The sequence below is a fragment of the Thalassotalea sp. PLHSN55 genome, from assembly GCF_052030545.1.
In the GTDB taxonomy this organism is placed as follows: Bacteria; Pseudomonadota; Gammaproteobacteria; order Enterobacterales; family Alteromonadaceae; genus CANMXU01.
In genome coordinates, this window is the sequence record NZ_JBPDIH010000004.1 from 66,289 (window position 1) to 88,129 (window position 21,841).

Annotated in this window: 20 protein-coding genes and 1 tRNA gene; 5 read left to right on the forward strand and 16 right to left on the reverse strand. The window is 40.6% G+C overall.

Going from position 1 to position 21,841, the window contains the following annotated elements; all coding sequences use genetic code 11:
- Nucleotides 1-124: 124 nt before the first annotated feature.
- The 11 genes from ACRRSQ_RS08900 to ruvC form a co-directional block, all read right to left on the reverse strand.
- A tRNA-Lys gene (locus ACRRSQ_RS08900) sits at nucleotides 125-200 on the reverse strand.
- 145 nt (nucleotides 201-345) lie between these two features.
- Entirely contained in the window at nucleotides 346-1,209 is an 864-nt protein-coding gene (ybgF, locus tag ACRRSQ_RS08905) for a tol-pal system protein YbgF (RefSeq protein WP_440875383.1), read from the reverse strand.
- An 11-nt stretch (nucleotides 1,210-1,220) separates the two neighbouring features.
- A complete protein-coding gene (gene pal, locus ACRRSQ_RS08910; RefSeq protein WP_440875384.1) occupies nucleotides 1,221-1,772 on the reverse strand; it encodes a peptidoglycan-associated lipoprotein Pal in 552 nt (183 codons plus the stop codon).
- 52 nt (nucleotides 1,773-1,824) lie between these two features.
- Entirely contained in the window at nucleotides 1,825-3,171 is a 1,347-nt protein-coding gene (tolB, locus tag ACRRSQ_RS08915; RefSeq protein ID WP_440875385.1) for a Tol-Pal system beta propeller repeat protein TolB, read from the reverse strand.
- 45 nt (nucleotides 3,172-3,216) lie between these two features.
- Nucleotides 3,217-4,131, reverse strand: a complete 915-nt coding sequence (gene tolA / locus ACRRSQ_RS08920) for a cell envelope integrity protein TolA (RefSeq protein WP_440875386.1) — start codon at nucleotides 4,129-4,131, stop codon at nucleotides 3,217-3,219.
- A 3-nt stretch (nucleotides 4,132-4,134) separates the two neighbouring features.
- Nucleotides 4,135-4,560, reverse strand: a complete 426-nt coding sequence (gene tolR / locus ACRRSQ_RS08925; RefSeq protein WP_440875387.1) for a protein TolR — start codon at nucleotides 4,558-4,560, stop codon at nucleotides 4,135-4,137.
- Nucleotides 4,561-4,610: 50 nt separating this feature from the next.
- A complete protein-coding gene (gene tolQ, locus ACRRSQ_RS08930) occupies nucleotides 4,611-5,288 on the reverse strand; it encodes a protein TolQ (RefSeq protein WP_440875388.1) in 678 nt (225 codons plus the stop codon).
- A complete protein-coding gene (gene ybgC / locus ACRRSQ_RS08935; RefSeq protein WP_440875389.1) occupies nucleotides 5,278-5,688 on the reverse strand; it encodes a tol-pal system-associated acyl-CoA thioesterase in 411 nt (136 codons plus the stop codon). Before ybgC ends, tolQ begins: the two co-directional genes overlap by 11 nt.
- 575 nt (nucleotides 5,689-6,263) lie before the next feature.
- Nucleotides 6,264-7,271, reverse strand: a complete 1,008-nt coding sequence (gene ruvB, locus ACRRSQ_RS08940) for a Holliday junction branch migration DNA helicase RuvB (RefSeq protein WP_440875390.1) — start codon at nucleotides 7,269-7,271, stop codon at nucleotides 6,264-6,266.
- Between the two features lie 53 nt (nucleotides 7,272-7,324).
- Nucleotides 7,325-7,942 carry a Holliday junction branch migration protein RuvA gene (gene ruvA, locus ACRRSQ_RS08945; RefSeq protein ID WP_440875391.1) on the reverse strand — a complete coding sequence of 206 codons (618 nt, stop codon included), beginning with the start codon at nucleotides 7,940-7,942 and terminating at the stop codon, nucleotides 7,325-7,327.
- Between the two features lie 110 nt (nucleotides 7,943-8,052).
- Nucleotides 8,053-8,580: a crossover junction endodeoxyribonuclease RuvC gene (ruvC, locus tag ACRRSQ_RS08950; protein ID WP_440875392.1), complete on the reverse strand. Its 528-nt coding sequence runs from the start codon at nucleotides 8,578-8,580 to the stop codon at nucleotides 8,053-8,055.
- 360 nt (nucleotides 8,581-8,940) lie between these two features.
- Between ruvC and ACRRSQ_RS08955 the strand changes: the two genes are divergently transcribed.
- Together ACRRSQ_RS08955 and ACRRSQ_RS08960 are read left to right on the forward strand one after the other, a co-directional pair.
- Nucleotides 8,941-10,152, forward strand: a complete 1,212-nt coding sequence (locus ACRRSQ_RS08955; RefSeq protein WP_440875393.1) for a PrnB family protein — start codon at nucleotides 8,941-8,943, stop codon at nucleotides 10,150-10,152.
- Nucleotides 10,139-11,260: an aminotransferase class V-fold PLP-dependent enzyme gene (locus ACRRSQ_RS08960; RefSeq protein WP_440875394.1), complete on the forward strand. Its 1,122-nt coding sequence runs from the start codon at nucleotides 10,139-10,141 to the stop codon at nucleotides 11,258-11,260. Before ACRRSQ_RS08955 ends, ACRRSQ_RS08960 begins: the two co-directional genes overlap by 14 nt.
- Nucleotides 11,261-11,263: 3 nt before the next feature.
- On the opposite strand, the gene nrdG is transcribed toward ACRRSQ_RS08960, so the two are convergent.
- From nrdG to aspS, 3 genes are all read right to left on the reverse strand, one after another.
- Nucleotides 11,264-11,731, reverse strand: a complete 468-nt coding sequence (nrdG, locus tag ACRRSQ_RS08965; protein WP_440875395.1) for an anaerobic ribonucleoside-triphosphate reductase-activating protein — start codon at nucleotides 11,729-11,731, stop codon at nucleotides 11,264-11,266.
- A 103-nt stretch (nucleotides 11,732-11,834) separates the two neighbouring features.
- Nucleotides 11,835-13,955, reverse strand: a complete 2,121-nt coding sequence (gene nrdD, locus ACRRSQ_RS08970; RefSeq protein ID WP_440875396.1) for an anaerobic ribonucleoside-triphosphate reductase — start codon at nucleotides 13,953-13,955, stop codon at nucleotides 11,835-11,837.
- Between the two features lie 396 nt (nucleotides 13,956-14,351).
- Nucleotides 14,352-16,139, reverse strand: a complete 1,788-nt coding sequence (aspS, locus tag ACRRSQ_RS08975; RefSeq protein WP_440875397.1) for an aspartate--tRNA ligase — start codon at nucleotides 16,137-16,139, stop codon at nucleotides 14,352-14,354.
- Nucleotides 16,140-16,364: 225 nt separating this feature from the next.
- On the opposite strand from aspS, the gene cmoA reads away from it, so the two are divergent.
- Nucleotides 16,365-17,099 (forward strand): carboxy-S-adenosyl-L-methionine synthase CmoA, encoded by a 735-nt coding sequence (gene cmoA, locus ACRRSQ_RS08980; protein ID WP_440875398.1) that lies wholly within the window; start codon nucleotides 16,365-16,367, stop codon nucleotides 17,097-17,099.
- A complete protein-coding gene (gene cmoB, locus ACRRSQ_RS08985; RefSeq protein WP_440875399.1) occupies nucleotides 17,096-18,061 on the forward strand; it encodes a tRNA 5-methoxyuridine(34)/uridine 5-oxyacetic acid(34) synthase CmoB in 966 nt (321 codons plus the stop codon). The genes cmoA and cmoB overlap by 4 nt, the downstream gene beginning before the upstream one ends.
- Nucleotides 18,062-18,471: 410 nt before the next feature.
- On the opposite strand, the gene ACRRSQ_RS08990 is transcribed toward cmoB, so the two are convergent.
- Together ACRRSQ_RS08990 and ACRRSQ_RS08995 are read right to left on the reverse strand one after the other, a co-directional pair.
- A complete protein-coding gene (locus ACRRSQ_RS08990; RefSeq protein WP_440875400.1) occupies nucleotides 18,472-19,428 on the reverse strand; it encodes a hypothetical protein in 957 nt (318 codons plus the stop codon).
- 149 nt (nucleotides 19,429-19,577) lie between these two features.
- Nucleotides 19,578-20,327 (reverse strand): substrate-binding periplasmic protein, encoded by a 750-nt coding sequence (locus ACRRSQ_RS08995; RefSeq protein ID WP_440875401.1) that lies wholly within the window; start codon nucleotides 20,325-20,327, stop codon nucleotides 19,578-19,580.
- Nucleotides 20,328-20,488: 161 nt separating this feature from the next.
- On the opposite strand from ACRRSQ_RS08995, the gene ACRRSQ_RS09000 reads away from it, so the two are divergent.
- Nucleotides 20,489-21,835, forward strand: coding sequence for an anti-phage deoxyguanosine triphosphatase (locus tag ACRRSQ_RS09000; RefSeq protein ID WP_440875402.1), 1,347 nt, complete (start codon nucleotides 20,489-20,491; stop codon nucleotides 21,833-21,835).
- Nucleotides 21,836-21,841 lie beyond the last annotated feature (6 nt).

Genomic DNA, 21,841 nt, shown 5'->3' on the forward strand with positions numbered 1-21,841 from the left:
GTGAAGGATTTGAACCTTCGACAAATTGGTTAAAAGCCAACTGCTCTACCAACTGAGCTAACGACCGATGATAGATATTTCGAATGTTTACTTTCTGCTTTGTAGATTTAAACAAAAAAGAAAGTGGTCGGTCGTGAAGGATTTGAACCTTCGACAAATTGGTTAAAAGCCAACTGCTCTACCAACTGAGCTAACGACCGACATTTGTATTGCGTTGCCCTGCTCGTTCAACGCGCCGCATATAATACTTATAATTTTTTTTAGTGCAACAACAAATTCAAGTTTTTTTAACTTTCTAGCGCGTTTGCGTAAAAAGAAAGCAACTTGCTAGATATATATACAACTTTATTGCGTTAAACTGTCTAAACGAGGTTTTGCTAATTGCGCTGCACTTGAACTTGGGTACTCAGCAATAAGTTTACGGTATAAGCTAATTGCTTTAGTTCGGTTATCTTGCTTTTGTTCAACCATAGCAAGTTTCAATAATGCATCACCGCGCTTACTTGAGTCGGTGAACTGGTTAACAACCACTTCGAACTCTTGTTTCGCTTCCGCTAACTCACCTTTATTAAACAGTAATTGCCCTAACCAATAATGCGCATTTGCCGCATAGCTTGATTGAGGATACTTTTGATTAAAGGCACGAAATTCAGGGATAGCCTGTTCGTACTTTTTCTCTTTAAGTACTAAGTTAACCGCACGATCATAAGCTTCGTTTTCAGTTAAATCACTACTGTAATTAACACTGGATGAATTACTTGCTGGCGTATTAGTGGCACCAATTGCCGCTGGCACTTGATTAGTCGGTTTCAGGGCTTGTGATACACGACGATCAAGCTCTTGATATAATTCACGCTGGCGATCAAGCACTTGGCTTAATTGATGGGTATGAAGCTCGGTAACACCGCGTAATTCATTCACTTCATTTTGCAATTCATCAAGCTGACGTTGCACATTAACTTGTGCACGATTTCTAGCATCTAATTTGCGTTCTAAGCTTACAAGCTGTTCAGCAACGCTGCCTTTAGGCGCTGAATAGGTTGTAGGGCTAGGAAGTGGTGAAGTCGTTGTAGTAACCGTTGACGTATTGTTGTTAACAGTTGCTGGTGGTGGTGAACTTACATCAATAACCGGTGCAGGTTGAGCTGCTAGTACAGAAGATGCACTAACAACTAAACCTAAGCCAAATAAAACTTTATTCAGTTTCATTTATCTACCAATTAGTAAACTAAAACGGCACGACGGTTTTTAGCAAAAGCGTCTTCAGAACGGTCTTTAACCATTGGCTTTTCTTCACCGTAGCTAACTACGCTTAATTGTGAAGAAGAAACACCCATGTTTTCTAGGTAAGTTTCAACAGCTTTAGCACGACGCTCACCTAAGGCAATGTTGTACTCTGGCGTACCGCGCTCATCGGCATGGCCTTCGATCACAACGTTTACGTTAGTGTTCGCATTTAAAAATGTAGCGTGCGCTTCTAAAATAGCTGCAAACTCACCGCTTACTGTAGATTTGTCAAAATCGAAGTAAATAATGCTGTTAGCACGTAATGCGTCTTGAGCTTGACGTTGTTGCTCTTTAAATTCAGCTTCTTTTTTAGCTGCAGCGGCACGAACGGCTGCTTCTTGTTCAGCGACTTTTTTCGCTTCAATTTGAGCGTTAGTTTCAACTGAGCTGGTACCTTCGTCTTCTGAGTTAGTGTTGCTACAAGCTGAAATAGCTAAAATTGGTAAAGCAATGGCTAAAGCTTTCACTGTTTTGTTTAAGCGCATTTTGGTTTCCTTAATGGTTCTACATAAAAGTTAAAAATAAATACTTTCTTTATTATAAAAATGGTGACCAAGCAGGTGCTTTTACTTGGCCGTCTAATGCAGGTAGACGCGCTTTAAAACGCCCATCTACAGACACTAAACTAAGTACTTGCTTATTATTGTGCAACGTACTGTATATAATCATGCCACCATTTGGTGAAATGCTTGGCGATTCATCTAAGCGTGTTTTAGTTAGCACTTGGAACATACCCGACTCTAACTCTTGTTTCGCTAAATGATATCTACCTTGTGTTCGGTTAACCATGATCAGCTGACGTCCGTCTGGTGTTAACGAACCACCAAGGTTCATTTCACCATCAAATGTCAACCGTCTGATTTTTCCATCGATTAAATTTACGCGATAAAGCTGAGGTTTTCCACCCCGTTCTGAACTAAATATCAATGAATTACCGTCAGGTGTCCAACTTGGTTCAGTATCAATCGCACGATGACGGGTGATACGTCGCAATTTTTTACTGGCTAAATTCATCACATAAAGTTCAGGATTACCATCTTTTGACAAGACTAACGCAAGCTCTTTACCATTTGGCGAAAAGCGTGGCGCACTGTTAATGCCTTTAAACGAGCTTAACATGGTGCGTTGGCTGCTATAAATATCAATACTGAATATCTGCGCTTGACGATTCTCAAACGTTACATAGGCCAATTTGCTGCCATCTGGACTCCAAGTCGGCGACATTAATGGTTCTTTAGAGCTTAATAATACTTCTTCGTTATAACCGTCATAGTCGGCAATAACAAGTTGATAAGGGTAACTTTGTTGATCGCGAACAATAACATAAGCGATTTTGGTTAAAAAAGCACCACGACTACCGGTAAGCTTTTCGTAAACCACATCACTGATGCGATGACCATAACGACGAAATTGACTTGCACTAATTTCAATAGTGCGATCTTCTAAAACATGATCTTTTGCACTAACCAATTGGCCGTTACTTAACATTTGGCTTTCACCACCGGTAATTTGGCCGCGAATAACATCGATTAATTGATAGTGAACACTAAAGCGACCAACACCAACTTCCGTCACTGAACCCACAACAATGGCTTCTACGCCTTCGTTTGCCCACGCGGCATAATCAACTTGGCTGTCGTTATTAGGTTTTTGTGGAAATTTAAATTCACTTATCGGACTAAATTTACCACTACGCAGTAAGTCATCGCTAACCACTTGCGATAAACGCTCTGGCACTTCACTGCTGCCTTGGAACTTAAACGGTAAAACCGCAATAGGTCTTGCGCCGTTAACACCTTCAGTGATCACAATTTCTAAGGTCGCCATTGCTTGAAGTGAAAACAAGCTACATAGACAAATTAGGAGTACTTTAAATTTCATCATTTCTTCAAAATTATTATTAGTTAAAATCAGCCAGCATTAGTAAGACTAAAACTCTGGCACCACCGTTAAACTTATGGTGCTCATAGCTTTGAACACTTCTTTATCTTTCGACACAGGCAAAGTGCCAGCTTTATAAATTGCTGTTTTGGCAGCATTACAAACTGATCTATCACCCACACCAGGTACAACATTAGTCACAAACCCTGATGGTGCAAGACTTATGGTTAATTTACAAGACTTACCTTCCATTGTGTCGCGATCAGTGATTAAATTGCGCTGAATCGTTTGCGTGATTAACGCGGTATAGCGATCAATTTCAGACATTACTTGCTTGCTACGCGCTTTTTGCCTTTGCGCGGCTTCAGCAGCTAATTCTTCAGCCATCATCTGCTCTTGCATGGCGCGCTCTTTCGCTTCTTGTTCTTTACGTTTGCGCTCTGCTTCTTTCTTTTTCCGCAGTTCTTCCGCTTTTTTAGCTGCCGCTTCTTCTTTTAAGCGTTTAGCTCTCGCATCAGCTGCGGCTTTTTCCGCTTTTTTCTGTTCATTTTCTTTACGTACACGCGCTTTTTCTGCCGCATCAGCTTTTGCTTTTGCCGCTTTAGCTGCATCGTCAGCTTTGCGTTTTTCTTGCTCTTTTTTCTTACGCTGCTTTTCTAAATCTTTTATTCGTTGCTGCTCTTGTGCTCTTTTTCGCTTCGCTGCAGCAGCGCGATCTTCTAAATCTTTTATGCGTTTTCTTTCTTTAGCTTTTGCATCTGCTTGTTCTTTCTTCAAGCGTTTTACGTGTGCATCAACTTTCGATTTATCAACAGCAACTGCTTGAATAGGTTCCATTTTCGCAGCGGTAGGAGTGGGCGTTGGTTTGGGCGCTGAGGTAAAATCACCAAACAGCAGCACCAAGGCTAACGCCACATGTAGGCCAATACTTACAGCGATTGCAGTAGTATACTTCTGGTCCACCAATTATTTCTCCACAGAGTCTGTCATTAAGCCTACCGATGGTACACCGGCGTTTTGTTGTAGTAATACCATTAACTGAATAACAGCGTCGTACGACACAGCGCCGTCACCATTGACCACTACCGGTGTATCTGGCTCTACTTTTAAATGCGCTGCAACTAGTGTCGCCACTTCTTCTGCAGACATAGGTTCGTTTTTACTGGTACCAACGGCTAAATAATAATTTCCCTGAGCATCTACAGACGCAACCAATGGCGGTTTACTGTCTTTATCTAGAGGCTCTGCATCGGCTTTAGGTAAGTCAACCTTTACACCTTGAGTGATTAATGGCGCGGTTACCATAAAAATTATCAGCAAAACTAGCATAACATCAATGTAAGGTACAACATTGATTTCAGCCACTTTTTTTCGTCTTACGCGTCTATACATGAAATTAGGCCCTTTTAAGCTTTCCGACTAATAATCAAAAACAACAAAGCTTAATGTTCAACAGCCGCTTGGCGCTGCAAAATACTTGAAAATTCTTCCATAAAGTTACCATAGCTATTTTCTAACTTTTCAACATTATGACTAAAACGGTTATAGGCCATTACCGCAGGAATCGCTGCAAATAAGCCCATTGCTGTAGCAACAAGCGCTTCAGCAATACCCGGCGCTACCATTGCTAATGTTGCTTGTTCAACAGCGCCAAGGGCGATAAATGAATTCATGATCCCCCACACAGTGCCAAATAAACCAATGTAAGGACTAATTGAACCTACGGTCGCCATAAAAGGTAAATTGGTTTCTAATGCGTCAACTTCACGAGATAATGCTACGCGCATTGCTCGGTGTGTACCGTCAACAATCACTTGTGGTGTCGCGATATTACTTTTACGTAAGCGGGCAAATTCTTTGAAGCCAGCAACAAATAAATTCTCGATGCCGTCGATATGTTCTCGTGCTGAAATTTCACTATAAAGTTTACTTAAATCAGCACCACTCCAGAATTTGTCTTCAAATGTTTGAAGTTGAATTTGAGCATTTTTCAATATTTTACGGCGTTGAATTATCATCGCCCAACAAGCGATTGAAAAGCCCAACAAAATCAGCATAACTGATTTAACCAATAAACTTGCCTGTAAAAATAAATCAAAGAATGATATTTCAGCGTGCACCTTCAAATGCTCCTAATATTGCTTGGGGAATCGCACACGGTTTTGCCCGTGCTAAATTTACACAGGCAACTAAAACGGTTGCTGTGCAAAGTAACGTATTTTCTTGGTTGGTGATTTGCTGTGTAAAACGCAAACTGGCGCGTTTTAGCTCGCTAATTGTTGTAGTTACGTTGAGCAAATCATCTAATTTTGCCGAAGCAATATTATCCATTTCCACCCTTCTGACCACAAAACCTATATTTTGTTCTAAAAAGAATGATTGATTTATACCAATTTCACGTAACATTTCAGTTCTAGCGCGTTCAAAGAACTTTAAATAGTTAGCATAAAAAACAATGCCACCAGCATCAGTGTCTTCATAATAAACTCTGATAGGAAATTGATTTTTTTTATTCGACATTTAGTTTTTATTCTAAAGAAACGTTGCGCAGTGCGGTAATGATAATAGATTGTACACATCACTAACAAGCCCGAAGCGCCCATGTTCTGTGTTTTATTTGTAATAAAGTAAGAATTGGTTACAATCGCCACCTCTTCGCATTAGTTTTTCTAATGCGAAAGCGGTATTTTTTTTAGTTTGAACAGATCGGATGACTATCCTAAAATTACACCATGTTTTGAATTAGCCAGTAATAGTTAGTTCCCATATTACTGATTAACTCATTAGAATAGTAAATTTTCTATTCGCTGTTTTACCCCTTGTTTTATCATGACTTCCTTATATCGACTTAATTATAAGTTGGCCCACATAAGTTTTTATGTGGGCTTTTTTTTTTGCCTATAAGAAAAGAAAATGACAAAAGCAGACTAGTGAATAAACAAAATATTTGCGACTTCAAATGAGAAATGAGTGTTTATAAAGCGCTATAGCATTGATTAATCTATTAGAAAAATCACTTATCGTATAAATGTGAATTTTATCCAAAAAAATAAAAATTCACATTTAAATTGCAATGAGTAACCAAATAAGTGAGTTTACTTGTCGATTTTTACTTTTCCAAAGTGTTGAAAAGCGCGATCGGTTACGATTCGACCGCGTGGTGTACGCTGCAAAAAGCCTTGTTGAATTAAAAATGGCTCGATTACATCTTCTATGGTTTCACGTTCTTCACCAATAGCTGCAGCAACATTATCAAGACCTACCGGGCCACCTTTGAAATTATCAATAATTGCGTTAAGTAGCTTTCTGTCCATAATGTCAAAGCCTTCGTTATCAACTTCTAACATAGTTAATGCTGAAACTGCAGTGGCGGCATCAACAATGCCCGCAGTTTTTACATCCGCATAATCACGTACACGTCTTAATAAACGATTGGCAATGCGCGGTGTACCGCGAGAGCGTTTGGCCACTTCAAATGCGCCCTCTTCATTTATAGTTAAATTTAGGAAATGGGCAGAACGTTTGACAATATCGGTTAAGTCTTTGGTTTTATAAAACTCTAATCGCTGCACTATGCCAAAGCGGTCGCGTAGTGGTGACGTTAACGCGCCCGCACGTGTCGTTGCGCCGATTAGGGTAAATGGCGGTAAGTCTAATTTAATTGACCGAGCAGCTGGCCCTTCACCGATCATAATATCGAGTTGATAATCTTCCATCGCAGGGTAAAGTACTTCTTCAACCACTGGGCTTAAGCGATGTATTTCATCAATAAATAATACGTCGTTTTCTTCAAGGTTAGTTAACAAGGCGGCTAAGTCACCGGCTTTTTCTAATACGGGGCCTGAGGTGGTGCGAATATTTACGCCCATTTCATTGGCCACTATATTAGCAAGTGTCGTTTTACCTAAACCCGGAGGACCAAAAATAAGTAAGTGATCTAAAGGCTCACCGCGTTTTTTAGCGGCAGGAATGAAAATTTCCATTTGCGCTTTGACATGATCTTGCCCTGTGTAGTCTTGTAACATTTTAGGGCGAATAGCGCGATCAACAGTTTCATCTTCTACTGTTGCAACGGGCTGTATCAAGCGATCGGCTTCTATCATTTCTGAACCTATTTTGTGTTTGTTTTTTTTAGCTTCTAGCTTCTAGCTACAGTTTATATCATTGACTTTAACGCATCACGAATTAAATCTTCGCTCGTCATGCCTTGTTGATATATTAATTTAACCGCTTTATCGGCTTGTGCCGTGGTATAACCTAGCGACACCAAGGCATTAATTGCATCACCTTTATGATCGTTAGCAAAGCTAGTCTCTGAATGCGGCATAAGCGGCGCGGCATCGGTTGCAGGGGTATGAATATCGCCTTGCCAGTCTTTTAATCGGTCGCGCATTTCAATAAGCAAACGTTCAGCGGTTTTTTTACCCACCCCTGGAATTTTCACTATGGTGGTTAAATCGTCATGTACCACACAACTGACAAACTGATCGGCAGACATGCCTGATAAAATTGCGAGCGCCAGTTTTGGTCCAACACCGTTCACTTTAATTAACAAGCGAAACAGCTTACGTTCCACTTTATTAGCAAAACCGTATAACAATTGCGCGTCTTCACGTACGACAAAATGGGTATAAATAGTGGCTTCTTGGTTAATATCAGGCAATGAATAAATACTGGTCATTGGCATAGTTACTTCATAGCCAATGCCATGGCATTCTATTAATATTTCAGGAGCAATTTTTTCGATTAAAATTCCACGTAAACGACCGATCACAGCAAAAACCTAAACAGACTTATTATTTGGCTGACACCATACCACTAGATATTTATACAGTAAAGGTTTGAGCCGCTTATTTGCCACATTTTGCTTGCCAATTGGTGTCATTAGCGCAGTCGGCTACGAACAATTTTACTGGCTTGGCCTGAAAGTTTCTCAAGATATTCGTGGCTATGACCATGACAGAGCGCGACTGCAAGCGCATCGGCAGCATCTGCTTGTGGCGTACCGGGTAGCTTTAGAATCGATGTGACCATGTGTTGCACTTGGGTTTTATCAGCGGCGCCGGTGCCAACCACCGATTGTTTTATTTGCCGAGCTGAATATTCAGCAATGCTTAAACCCGATTGTGTTGCGGCAACAATAGCGGCGCCACGCGCTTGACCAAGTTTTAGCGCTGAGTCAGGGTTTTTCGCCATAAACACTTGTTCAATGGCAAACATGGTCGGTTTGAATTGAATAATTAATTCAGACACGCCAGCAAAAATGGTTTGCAAACGATCACCTAAATTGTCGCCGGCTGCCACCGCTTTTATACAGCCACTGCCCAAATACGTAAATTTCCGCCCTTGTTGTTGAATTACACCATAGCCAGTTAACCGAGAGCCGGGATCAATACCTAAAATAATATTCATGCAAACTTTATATAAAATAACGATGGGCAAAGTTTACCGTATCAGCTTTGTGACTTCACGATATTTAACGTTCTTGTGTCAAAGCCCATTTGTAAAAATTGGCGGAAAGTTTTCTGTGCACAACTACAACTTTTATTGCCCCGCCCCACATCAGCAAAAGTTGCTTTTAACGCTAAGTCGATGTTTTATTAATAAAGTCTATTGCTCTGTATTTTATTCTGGCTTTTGCAAAAATGAGCAATATCCGTGCAAAATGAAAAGCACTAGACCTTTATAACAATAACAATATTTGTCAACAATATCGCTGAGCGCGGTCATAACAATTAACTATGGCAACCGCAGCGTAGCTCAGGAGCTTGCATGCATAACAACCAAACAGCGACCGTTAAAAAGCTCGATCAATGGATCCGTGGTGAATTTAAAGAATTAAATACTCGCCTAGACAATATCTACTTTGATCAAGATGACCGCAGTGATGTAAATTTACAACCTCAACTGACCAAACCATTAACCAAAAAATTAACCGATACCGGTCAAGCACTCATCAGCGACGTCTTAAAGGAAGGAAATACCGACAACGGTTTTGACTCAGGTTATGATTTATTAGGTAATGTTGGTATTTACATGGCCGCTTGTCGACGTCATGAAATAACCGAACCTTCGCGCGAAAAAAAGTCGCCATTAATTGAAGCCTCTGCGTTGGCAATGCAAATTGGCGCATCACTTGGAGTTACGCCACGCTTTTCCACTAGCCATTTAACCACACACAATTTAGCGGTGAATGGCGAGTTTAAAAGCTTTACCAGTTTAGACGATGAATTACTTTTTATTGACTACAATACCCGTGGTATTTTAGGCTATAAACGCTGTGCCGACGCATTAATTAAGTTGTTACCTTTGGGGATTTCTCACCCACTTGCTGCTGAAATGCTCACCATCGCCAAGCAAGCTCTTAATGAAGTTATACAACATAACGACATGTTATTTAAGTGTTTAAACCCACAACGCTTTTTCTATTGCGTGCGTCCTTATTACAAACCCTATCGCGTCGGCCAAAATGTCTATCGAGGTGCAAACGCGGGGGACTTTTCCGGCATTAATGCTATCGATTTGCTGTTAGGTTTGTGCCAAGGGCAAGATCCTTACTACTCACAAATATTGGTCGACAAATTTTTATTTATGATGCCCGAAGAGCAAGCCATATTGCGCGATTGTATGCGCAAACAAAGCTTGCTTGATGCATTATTATCGACCAATAAAAAACAAGTCGATAGCGACTGGTTTCAGCACAATGCACAACTCTTTTTGGAAGTTTGCCAACTACATGGCAGAGCGGCCACGCAACATCATCAGCAATTAGTGGAACGATTCATAAAACAAATGTCGGTTAATGAATCACCCGCTGCGTTAAAAAATATTACCGCCAGTGGTCCACCTTTGCCTGTACTACTTGCTTCATTAGAAAAGTTAAAAGATTTACGAACCGCAGCCAAACGTGAGGATATTCCAAGCAGATTTCAAGATATTGAAAAACTAAGAGGGTTAATTAGGTATTACGATGAAAACCTTTGAGCACCTGAGCGTTAAGCAGCACCGTCATTATTTTTTAAGCCATTCAGTAGGTTTGCCCTTTAAAGGCGCAAAAGAAAATTTTGACCATACCTTTTTTGACACATGGCAAAATAACCTTGAGCCTTGGCCAAAATGGTTAGCGGTTATCGACAATTTTCGTCAGCAATTAACCAAGCTATTAAATAGCAACCTAGATCAGTTATGCCCACAAACTAATTTATCGAGTGCGTTAACTAAGGTGTTATTTTCGCTACCTAAACCTAATGCTACAAAGTCAGTCATTTTATATAGCCAAGCTGACTTTCCTTCAATGGCATTTGTATTGCAACAAGCACAATCACTCGGTTACCAGCTGAAAAGCATTCCTTTGGCAGCGGATTTGGTTAATATTGAAACCTGGCAAAGGTATATTCAAGATGATGTGGCACTTGCTTTTATTAGCCATGTGCAATCGAATAATGGCTTAAAACTTCCCGTCGATAAAATCACCACCCTTTGCAAACATCAAAAAGTTACGTCGATTGTTGATGTTGCACAAAGCATTGGCGTACAGCCGATAGATGTTAAAACATGGCAAGCTGATTTTATTATCGGTTCGTCGGTTAAATGGTTGTGCGGTGGCTCTGGTGCAGGCTTTTTGTGGGTAGATCAGCAACAGCTTGCTCAATGCCAGCCAGTTGATGTTGGTTGGTTTTCGCATCAAAACCCATTTGAGTTTGATGGTGATCACTTTCAATATCACCAAAGTGCCTTAAGGTTTTGGGGTGGAACGCCCAGTGTCGCGCCTTTTGCAATTGCCGCCTTTGCCATTGAGCAAATTAATCTATTAGGGGTTGAGGCAATAAATGGTATTAATCGTGCTCATCAAAAGCGAATAAGGGCAGCTGTGAATGATGAATTTATTGTTTCACCTGAAAAGTTATCTCACTCGAGCGGCACGTTGATTTTGCATTTTAAAGATAAACATCAATCCATGATAGAGCGCTTAAAAGAGGTAAATATTGGTTTTGATCATCGCGAACAAGGCATGCGCTTGTCACCGCATTTTTATACAACCGATAATGAGGTTGATTATTTAATTAACCAGTTATCAAAACAGTTGCGATAAACATTACTCGGTAAGTTGATGAATAACTTGGTTACTACTACCGCGCCAAATAAGTTTGGCGTCTTTTAGTTTCTCTTCAAATTTGCCATCAACAAATACATCAACTAAATCAACAATGGCTTGCTGATCAGCACTCAACTTAGCAAGCGTATAGCCTGACCACAGCCAAATATCTTTGCCCACGCATTCTGTTTTTACCCGCTTAACTAACTTTAACACGTCTGCCGTATTGCTTGGGTGCAGAGGGTCTCCGCCAGATAACGACAAACCTCGGCGTTTAATGCGAGTATCATTTAAATCAGCGATAATTTGATCTTCTTGGATTTCAGTAAAAAGGCTGCCAGAGTCTAATCGCCACGTTGATTGATTATAACAACCACGGCATGCGTGCTCACACCCTGAAACAAACAAGGTACAGCGCGTGCCGGGCCCGTTAACCACATCGACCGGATAGTATTTATGAAAGTGCATAGCGTCTTTTTTACCGTATTCACCAATAAAATAAAAAAGCAGCCATGTAAAACGATGACTGCTTAACTTGTAAAACAGTGAGCCTTTTTAAAGCTCTGCCCAATTACATGTGCTTAACGCGACGTTTTACTTCTTCTTGCTTACCGTGGTTAAACGGGCGAGCATCTGGGCTACCTAAATAACCACATACGCGGCGGGTAACCGACACTTTTTCAGCATTATGATTGCCACAGCTTGGGCAAACAAAACCTTTGCTGGTACAGTCAAACTCGCCGGTAAAGTTACATTCATAACATTCATCAATCGGCGTATTGGTACCGTAGTATGGCACGCGGCTATAGCTGTAATCCCAAACGTTTTCGAGCGCTTCAACATTATGTTGAATATTCGGGTACTCGCCGTAACAAATAAAACCGCCATTAGCCACATTTGGGTAAGCCATTTCAAAGTCAATTTTGTCATACGGGTTAACTTGTTTTTCAACATCAAGGTGAAAACTATTGGTGTAGTAACCTTTGTCGGTAACGCCATTCATTACGCCAAATTCAGTGGCGTCAAGCTTACAAAAACGACTGCATAAGTTTTCACTTGGCGTGCTGTATAAGCTAAAACCATAGCCGGTTTCCGCTTTCCAACTGTCGGTTGCATTACGCAAATATTGTATAATTTCAAGCCCTTTTACGCGCAAGCTTTCGCTATCAAACATATGAGTTTCATCACCATAAAGCGCGTTAATGGTTTCATGCAAACCAATGTAGCCCAGTGAAATTGAAGCGCGGCCGTTTTTAAATATTTGCGCAACATTATCGTCGGCTTTTAAGCGCACGCCACAAGCACCTTCCATATACAGTACTGGCGCAACACGAGCTTTAACCCCTTCTAAGCGAGCAATACGAGTATCAAGCGCGCGGCGTGCTAATTGTAAACGTTCATCAAGTAAGCTGAAAAATGCCGATTCATCGCCTTTTGCTTCTATTGCAATACGCGGTAGGTTTAAGCTAACAACACCAATATTGTTGCGCCCTTCATGAATTTCTTGACCCTTTTCTTCATAGGTTGATAAAAAGCTACGACAACCCATCGGCGTTTTAAACGAACCGGTCACTTTCACCACTTGTTCATAGTTTAAAATATCTGGATACATGCGTTTTGACGCACATTTTAATGCCAAGCGTTTAATGTCGTAGTTCGGATCTTGGGCTTTATGATTTAGGCCATCTTTAATGGCAAACACTAATTTCGGGAAAATCGCGGTTTTCTTATTCTTGCCTAAACCGGCAATGCGGTTTTCAAGAATCGATTGCTGAATTAAACGTGACTGCCACGTTTCACCTAAACCAAAACCAAAGGTAACAAAAGGCGTTTGACCATTAGCGGTATGCAAGGTATTTACTTCGTATTCAAGTGATTGAAACGCGTCGTAACACTCTTTTTCCGTGCGCGCACGAGCAAATACTTCCGCGTTTGGAATATCCCATTCTTGGGCAATAGTTAAATGTTTTTCATAACTTGCGCTCACATACGGGGCAAGTACTTCATCGATGCGGTTAATGGTCGTGCCGCCGTAAATATGGCTGGCAACTTGGGCAATAATTTGCGCTGTGACCGCAGTCGCGGTAGAAATGGATTTTGGCGTATCAATTTCCGCATTTCCCATTTTAAAGCCGCGCGTTAACATGCCATCAAGATCAATTAACATGCAGTTAAACATTGGGAAAAATGGCGCGTAATCAAGATCGTGGTAATGAATTTCACCACGCTGATGCGCGCTAACAATATCACGCGGCAAAATGTGCTTATTGGCATAATGTTTAGCAACAATACCGGCAAGTAAATCGCGCTGAGTAGGTATGACTTTGCTGTCTTTATTGGCATTTTCATTCAAAATGCTGGCATCGCTTTGATCAATGAGGCCGCGAATATCATTGTTCAGTTGGCTACTTTGTTCACGGGCAATGTCACGATCATGGCGATATTCAATATACGCTCGAGCGATTTCGCGGTGTGGCCCTGACATCAAAATATCTTCAACCATATCTTGAATTTGACCGATCTCAACTTGCTCAACATCCTTGAACTGAGAGAACACAGTTTCGGCAACATCTAACGCATAGTTGTTGTCTATTACCGCAACCGTTTCTGCTGCGCTGATGATTGCTTGTTGGATGCGTGCAATGTCGAAGGCTACGCGACAGCCATCGCGTTTAATCACTACCGGTTTCACTAAGAATTCCTTATTTATCATTATAACGACAGTGTTACTAAAGATTACTTAATAAAACAAAAACACTAAATATAGTAGTTTTAAAAATACGCAACACTAGATGCGGTGTATTAGACGAGAATACGACAAATGAGTTATTGATCTAGATCAAGGTTTGTTGAGGTGGTGCAATAAGCAAGCAATACCGGATTTTTCGGCTAAAAACCGTTAAATTAGCGCGGAAAATGTCAAGAGGGAAACGCGTTAATTAACGCATAGTTTTGTTTGGTGTTTGTAAATTTTTGAGTATTTTTCGACAAAGCAGGTACAGATAAAATGCAACAAAAAAGCCAGTAAAAAATACTTTTACTGGCTTTACCTTTTAAATTGTTCTGCTTATTTAGGCGATAAAAGGAATTAGCTTTCGCTGTCAGCTTCTTTATTTTCTTCTTTAACGATTTTAGCAATACCCAGTTCAACTAATTGATCAGGGTTTGCATGACCTGGTGCATTCGTTAACGGACATGCCGCAGTCGTTGTTTTCGGGAACGCCATTACGTCGCGAATTGAACTAGCGCCGGTCATTAACATCACTAAACGGTCAAGACCAAAAGCAAGACCTGCATGTGGTGGCGCGCCGTATTCTAGAGCTTCAAGTAAGAAACCAAATTTCTCTTGTGCTTCTTCGTCGCTAATACCTAAAATTCTAAATACTGCCGCTTGCATGTCTTGGTTATGAATACGTACCGAACCACCGCCTAATTCACAGCCGTTTAAGACCATGTCGTATGCATCAGATAATGCGCCAACTGGGTTTGCTTCTAACTCTGCTGCTGTTAGGTTGGTTGGTGCGGTAAATGGGTGATGAAGCGCGTGCATGTGGCCGTCGATTTCTTCAAACATTGGGAAGTCTACAACCCAAAGTGGTTTCCACTCACCTTGTAATAAATCTAAGTCTTCACCCAGTTTTAAACGAAGTGCGCCCAATGATTCGGTTACTACGTTGTAGTTGTCAGAGCCGAAGAAAATAATGTCGCCCGATTGTGCGTTAACGCGATCTAATAAGGTATTAACCGCATCTTCGCTTAAGAATTTTAAGATTGGCGATTGCAAACCTTCAAGGCCAGCAGCGCGATCGTTAACCTTCATCCATGGCATGCCTTTGGCGCCATAAATGCCAACAAATTTGGTTAATTCGTCAATGCCTTTACGTGAAAATTTCGCTGCGCCTTGTGGTACGTTAATCACCGCAACACGGCCTTTTTCGTCATTCGCTGGGCCTGAGAATACTTTAAATTCTACGTCTTTTAAAATATCAGCAACGTCAGTAATTTCTAATGGGTTACGCAGGTCAGGCTTGTCTGAACCAAAACGTGTCATCGCTTCGCTGTATGGCATACGCGGGAATTCACCTAAATCAACATCAAGCATTTTGATGAATAATTCACGGATCATTTTCTCAGTCACGCCCATCACTTCTTCAGCGCTCATGAAAGATGTTTCAATATCAATTTGCGTGAATTCTGGTTGGCGATCAGCACGTAAGTCTTCGTCACGGAAACATTTTACGATTTGGTAATAACGTTCCATGCCCGACATCATCAACAATTGCTTAAATAATTGTGGTGATTGTGGCAAAGCAAAAAATTGACCTTTATGCGTACGGCTTGGTACTAAATAGTCACGCGCACCTTCTGGCGTTGCCGCAGTAAGAATTGGCGTTTCAATGTCTAAAAAGCCTTGTGACTCCATTGACTCACGCACAGCAGAGGTTACTTTGGCGCGAAAACGCATACGTTCAGTCATTTCAGGGCGACGTAAATCTAAATAACGATATTTTAAACGTTGCTCTTCAGAGTTCTTTTGGTTTGAATCCAGTGGCAAAGGTGCTGCTTTATTTAAAATATTAAGCTCTAAACCTAATACTTCAATACCACCGGTTTTCATGTCTTTGTTCACTTGCCCTTCTGGACGTGCGCGAACTTTACCTTTAATTTGCACACAAAATTCATTACGCAAGGTATTGGCTTTTTCTAACACTTCGGGTAAATCTGGATCGTAAACTACTTGCACTATGCCTTCGCGGTCACGTAAATCGAGAAAAATTACCGCACCTAAGTCACGACGACGGTTTACCCAACCACAAAGTGTAACTTCTTGACCAATGTGAGCTTCGTTTACCTCACCACAATAAATACTTCGCATGAATATTTGCCTTGAAATTCTAACTTGAACACACCCTAATAAAACAATGTTGTTTAATAGGATAAAAAATTGCCGCCATTATATAGCAATAGCGAATAATGTCACTGGTCTGTCGATATTTCTGGGCATTTAACTGTTCGAGTGTGTATAGAATCATTTCTTTGTTTGGTCATTTTCAGTTAAAATAGCCGCCAATTTATTTGCTTTACTTTTTAAACGCCTTTTATGCAGCCATCAGAACCCGATTTAATTTTTTCAAATCAGCAAAAACAGATCAAAGACTTCGCCTTTGACGCGCAAGTTGTTGAAGTTTTTCCTGATATGATCAGCCGCTCTGTTCCCGGCTACAATACCATTATTGATACCATAGGTAGGCTAAGCCAACGCTTTGTTACTGATGATTCAAACGTATACGATTTAGGTTGCTCGTTGGGCGCAGCAACACTTGCCATGCGCCGCGGCATAAGCGCTAACAATGCAAAAATTATTGGCGTTGACAATTCAGCCGCTATGGTTGAACGCTGTAAAATTCACGTAAATGCGTTTAAAGGCGAAACGCCCGTAGAAATAATAGAAGGTGATATTTTACAAACTAAAATACAAAATGCCTCTATGGTGGTGTTAAATTTTACCATGCAATTTATTGAGCCTGCCAAACGTCAGCAACTGATCAGCACCATAGCTGACGGATTAAAACCTGGCGGCTTATTGCTATTGTCTGAAAAAATTACCGCTGAAGACAATACCTGTAACGAACTGCTCATTGACCTGCATCACGACTTTAAACGTGCCAATGGTTACAGTGAATTGGAAATTGCCCAAAAGCGCACTGCCCTTGAAAATGTGATGCGCCCAGACTCGTTATCAACGCATCAACAACGACTAAGCCATGCCGGCTTTAATCATGTGACTCCTTGGTTTCAATGTTTTAACTTTTTTTCTTTAATAGCGATCAAATGACCTCATTCAATACGTTTTATCAACAAATTGCCACCAATCGACTTAGCCATTGGTTAAATACGCTGCCAGCGCAATTAAGCCATTGGCAACAACATAATTTGCATGGTGAATTTGCCCAGTGGCAAAAAACCTTAGCGGCATTACCCAAAACAAGCCCATCGAGTGTCGATTTAAGTCAAGGGGTTGTCGTTGGTGAAAAAGCAGATATTAATGACGGTGAATATAAACGCTTAGAAAACTTGCTTAAAAAGTTTAAACCATGGCGCAAAGGCCCTTACCATATTCATGGTTTGCATATAGATACCGAGTGGCGTTCAGATTTTAAATGGGATCGCTTAGTACCGCACATTAGTAATTTAAAAGACCGCTACGTATTAGATATTGGCTGTGGCAGTGGTTACCATTTGTGGCGTATGCGCGGTGCTGGCGCAAAATTTGTGGTTGGCATTGACCCGACGCAATTATTTTTAACGCAATTTCAAGCGGTGCAACATTTTGTGCAAGACCCAAGCGTAAATTTACTGCCACTTGGCGTTGAAGACTTACCAGAATTAAAGGCTTTCGATACCGTATTTGCCATGGGCGTGTTATACCATCGCCGTTCACCGATTGATTTTTTATATCAATTAAAAGCACAGCTTGCCAAAGGCGGTGAATTGGTGCTTGAAACCTTGATCGTTGATGGCGATGAAAATACCGTATTAGTGCCGGGTGAGCGTTACGCTAAAATGCGCAATGTCTGGTTTTTGCCGAGTGGAAAAGCGATGTGCGCATGGCTAGAGCGCTGCGGTTTTCATAATGTGCGTATGGTAAATACTGACGTTACCGCCCTTGATGAACAACGCAAAACCGAATGGATTGATACAGAATCGTTGCAAGACTTTTTAGACCCGAACGATAACAGTAAAACCATTGAAGGTTACCCTGCCCCGCAACGGGCGATATTTATTGCTAACGTTTAATTAAGTTTAATCCTTTCTATCGCCAAAATTTAGGCAAAAAAAAGCGCGTTTAATCAAACGCGCTAAAAAAACATGAAACACTAAGGGATAACACTCTGTAAAGTAAGAGTGGTGTTTTCTCAATAAGTTCAAAGTTTTTAAATTAACTTAGGGTCTGTTGATCTTTGCTAATTATTTTTGCAGCAGTTTATTAGCCTTTTATACAAGGCAGAGCCTATGTTGTGTAGTTGTTCTACTCTAATAGGCGATAAAGGCTTTATGCTCCTGCAAAGTCACCTTACCCCACATCCATGTGGGGCAACGAAGTAGAAATGGTTAATAAACGCTGTCCTACGGATTCGTTTAAATGCTGCTTGCGCCGCGATCAAAAAGCATTTAATTTAAACATCAAAGATCAACAGACCCTAGATCTAATTACAAAGGTTTTGCTGTCCAAGTGAACAAATAACGTCATAGCTTAACTTCCCTTTACTATTAATTCTGCGCCCACCGTTTTGACAGCTAAGCGCGGTTCTTTCTGCACACACCTCATTAACAGAAACACCTTCGAAGCGCTGAATAAAATCGGCCAGAGCAAAAATATCAGAATCATTGCCATCATACGTCTTATCTGCATTAGCAATTAGGCTTGATTTGTCTTCAGGTATGGTTTGGTTACGTGCATCTTTAGCAATAACATAGAACATGGCTTTATAATACTTATCACTGATATCTTGTGTGGTATCAATACCTAACCGCACGCTTGTCTTATTAGGGTGCGCAATATGAATCAAATAATTTTTTGAGCCAAGACCTTTTGTTAATGTTGCTGATAAAGCTGAGGGGATAGCTGCGGTTTTCACCTTGGCATCTTGTTTCTTCTTTTGAAATTGGTCAATATTTTGCTGTAATCTATACCATCTTTCTTGTTCGACAAGCTTATTGTAAACCGCTTTTATATAAGCCTTTGGGGTAATAATAGCGTCAGTTGCATCAGTTAATATTGGGTGTTCTAAAGTAATGCTCTCCTTCATTTGCTCATTCTCAAGGTCAAACTTATATTGTCGATTCAATGAGTCTATCGCTGTTTTTAAACTATCTTCTGCTGCTGTCAAGTTAACTTGAACGACATATTGGTTATAAAATTTTGCGCGAATCTCGTGGTAGTTTTCACTGTTCTTGCGTGATTTCATCGCCCACTTTGTCAACTGTTCGGTATTTTTGTTATAAATTAACAGCTCATTACTAGCTACCGTCAACATACTTTCGGCGACATCTTGCTGTGTTGACATATTGCAGCTATCACAAAATACAAGGTTTGATCCGGCAATAGAAGGAGTAGGCATAAAGAAGCACAAAGACACCAGAAGGGTTTGAAGTAATTTCATTTTATTTAAATTCCATTTTATTTAAATTCCATTTATTAGGGGCTATTGATCTTTGTATTATGTTTGAGCAATAGGTATTTGATTAATTTACAAAACATTCATCCTAGAAATATAGTACTAAAAACACAACACGTTAAGAACGTGACAGTTTAATCAATATAACGGTCGAGAATTTTTTTATATTCACCCGAAGCTTTCAGTGTTGCTATGCCTTGGTCAAACTTTTCTTTGATTTGAGGGTCGCGAAAGCCCGCTGAATAGTTGGTTTCGTCAAATAAATAATGAATGGTATAAGGTTTTGAAAACCTGCCGGTTTGATCTTGATTGACAAAATATTTAAAAATATTAATGTCTAACACAATCACATCTGAACGATTTAAAAATAGCGAAGAAACCTGTTGCGCCTGCTCTGCAATTTCGCGATAAATACTCGCTTTTGCAATGCCTTTATTATACTCAGCACCTAAGTATTTTTTTGCCCGTTGAAACGCAGTCACTTTTTTGCCAGCCAATTCACTCAAACTGTAAATATTAAAATTATTTTCAGTCAGTGACACCGCAACATTTTGATATCGAATATAAGGCTTTGACGTATACATGCCGTTATTTTCGCTATTCGGTTTGACCGTTAAAACGCCACCAAAATTAAAGCGCTGGTAACTTGAGATGTTTCGCCCAAATGGCATATGCACAAATTTAACTTCAATATCATGCAGTGCAAGCGCCGCACGGACAATGTCAAGCTGCATGCCTTGATTATGCTTAGTAATAAAGGGCGGTTTAGGTAAGCCGGCAGTCATTTCAATTTTGGCTTGTGCAAAGGCAAAAACAGAAAAACAAGCTCCCAAAATCAAGATCAGGTTTTTCAATAGTAATTGGCGTGGATTAACTCGTTTCATCTCATATCTAATTAGTTGATTTAGCTAGCACTTCAACAAACTACCCTTTATTAAAAGTTAAGTATAGTATAGTAATTGAGCGATTAGTTTTATGCTTAAGCAAGTATTTGATAAATTTACGCATTGAGCGTGCAAATAATAACACGACATGAGAATTGTATATGGAAAATTTGTGGTTAGAACGCCGACTTAAAACGGTTTCAAAACGTCAACATGATCACCGTAGCCCTTTTCAGCGTGATCGCGCCAGAATTTTACACTCTGCCGCATTTAGGCGGCTTCAGTCAAAAACCCAAGTGATGGGCAGTGGCCAAAGTGATTTTTACCGTACACGCCTTACCCACTCATTAGAAGCTGCGCAAATCGGCTCTGGGATAGTTGCCCAGTTAAAATCAAAATATCCACAACAATGCGCTGAACTTTTACCTACCGACGATACATTAATTGAAGCACTTTGTTTGGCGCATGATATTGGTCATCCGCCGTTTGGTCATGGCGGTGAAGTAGCACTGCATTATATGATGCGCCACCATGGCGGCTTTGAAGGTAATGGGCAAACCCTGCGTATAGTCGCCAAACTTGAACCTTTTAGTGAACAAAATGGCATGAACTTAAGCCGACGAACTTTGCTGGGTTTACTAAAATACCCACAAACACTGGATCAGCTGAATCAGCCAAGTGAAGAACGCCCGCCGAGTAATTTTCGTCAATTAAAAGCGCAAGACTGGCACCCTGCAAAAGGTATTTACCTTGATGATGCCGACGTTTTAAACTGGGTCTTACAGCCGTTATCACTTCAGGACAAAACTGAATTTCAACAAGTAAAAAGTAAAAATGGCTGTCATCATAAAACCCGCTATAAATCGTTAGATTGTTCCATTATGGAGCTTGCCGACGATATCGCCTATGGTATTCATGATCTTGAAGATGCAATTGTCACAGGTGTGGTTAGTCGAAACGACTTTGAAGAGCAAGTTATTGCTAAGTTAATTGCTACCGACGATGCTTGGGTACAAGAATATGCACAGCCGTTAGCGCAATTATTATTTAGCGAGCAGCATCATAAACAAAAAGATGCCATTGGCGGTTTAGTGAATTATTTAATTACCGCGATCGAGCTTCAAGATTTAAATCAGTTGCTTAATACAAATTTTGGCGAGCCATTACTGCAGTTTAACGCCCGGCTTCCCAAAGTTGCCGCTAAAGTTTTGCAAATATTTAAAGATTTTGTTTTTAATTTTGTTATTAAACAAACAAGCATTCAACGCATCGAGTATCGCGGACAGCAAATTGTAATGGAGTTGTTTGAAGCCTTAGCTTCAGACCCAATGCGGCTACTGCCAAGCAATAGCGCTAAACGTTGGCAATACGCTAAAGATAACGGACTGAACCATCATCGAGTTATCGCCGACTACGTTGCAGGCATGACCGACGATTACGCTACCAAACTTTACAAAACACTATTTTTGCCAAGTGTTGGCGCGAGTTTTCGCGAAGCAAATTTATAACACGCG

What these genes read in the sequence shown, in the direction of transcription:
- ybgF (WP_440875383.1), bottom strand. Translation starts at nt 1,209, where the DNA reads ATGAAACTGAATAAAGTTTTATTTGGCTTAGGTTTAGTTGTTAGTGCA.
- pal (WP_440875384.1), bottom strand. Translation starts at nt 1,772, where the DNA reads ATGCGCTTAAACAAAACAGTGAAAGCTTTAGCCATTGCTTTACCAATT.
- tolB (WP_440875385.1), bottom strand. Translation starts at nt 3,171, where the DNA reads ATGATGAAATTTAAAGTACTCCTAATTTGTCTATGTAGCTTGTTTTCA.
- tolR (WP_440875387.1), bottom strand. Translation starts at nt 4,560, where the DNA reads ATGTATAGACGCGTAAGACGAAAAAAAGTGGCTGAAATCAATGTTGTA.
- ybgC (WP_440875389.1), bottom strand. Translation starts at nt 5,688, where the DNA reads ATGTCGAATAAAAAAAATCAATTTCCTATCAGAGTTTATTATGAAGAC.
- ruvB (WP_440875390.1), bottom strand. Translation starts at nt 7,271, where the DNA reads ATGATAGAAGCCGATCGCTTGATACAGCCCGTTGCAACAGTAGAAGAT.
- ruvC (WP_440875392.1), bottom strand. Translation starts at nt 8,580, where the DNA reads ATGAATATTATTTTAGGTATTGATCCCGGCTCTCGGTTAACTGGCTAT.
- ACRRSQ_RS08955 (WP_440875393.1), top strand. Translation starts at nt 8,941, where the DNA reads ATGCATAACAACCAAACAGCGACCGTTAAAAAGCTCGATCAATGGATC.
- ACRRSQ_RS08960 (WP_440875394.1), top strand. Translation starts at nt 10,139, where the DNA reads ATGAAAACCTTTGAGCACCTGAGCGTTAAGCAGCACCGTCATTATTTT.
- nrdG (WP_440875395.1), bottom strand. Translation starts at nt 11,731, where the DNA reads ATGCACTTTCATAAATACTATCCGGTCGATGTGGTTAACGGGCCCGGC.
- aspS (WP_440875397.1), bottom strand. Translation starts at nt 16,139, where the DNA reads ATGCGAAGTATTTATTGTGGTGAGGTAAACGAAGCTCACATTGGTCAA.
- cmoA (WP_440875398.1), top strand. Translation starts at nt 16,365, where the DNA reads ATGCAGCCATCAGAACCCGATTTAATTTTTTCAAATCAGCAAAAACAG.
- cmoB (WP_440875399.1), top strand. Translation starts at nt 17,096, where the DNA reads ATGACCTCATTCAATACGTTTTATCAACAAATTGCCACCAATCGACTT.
- ACRRSQ_RS08990 (WP_440875400.1), bottom strand. Translation starts at nt 19,428, where the DNA reads ATGAAATTACTTCAAACCCTTCTGGTGTCTTTGTGCTTCTTTATGCCT.
- ACRRSQ_RS08995 (WP_440875401.1), bottom strand. Translation starts at nt 20,327, where the DNA reads ATGAAACGAGTTAATCCACGCCAATTACTATTGAAAAACCTGATCTTG.
- ACRRSQ_RS09000 (WP_440875402.1), top strand. Translation starts at nt 20,489, where the DNA reads ATGGAAAATTTGTGGTTAGAACGCCGACTTAAAACGGTTTCAAAACGT.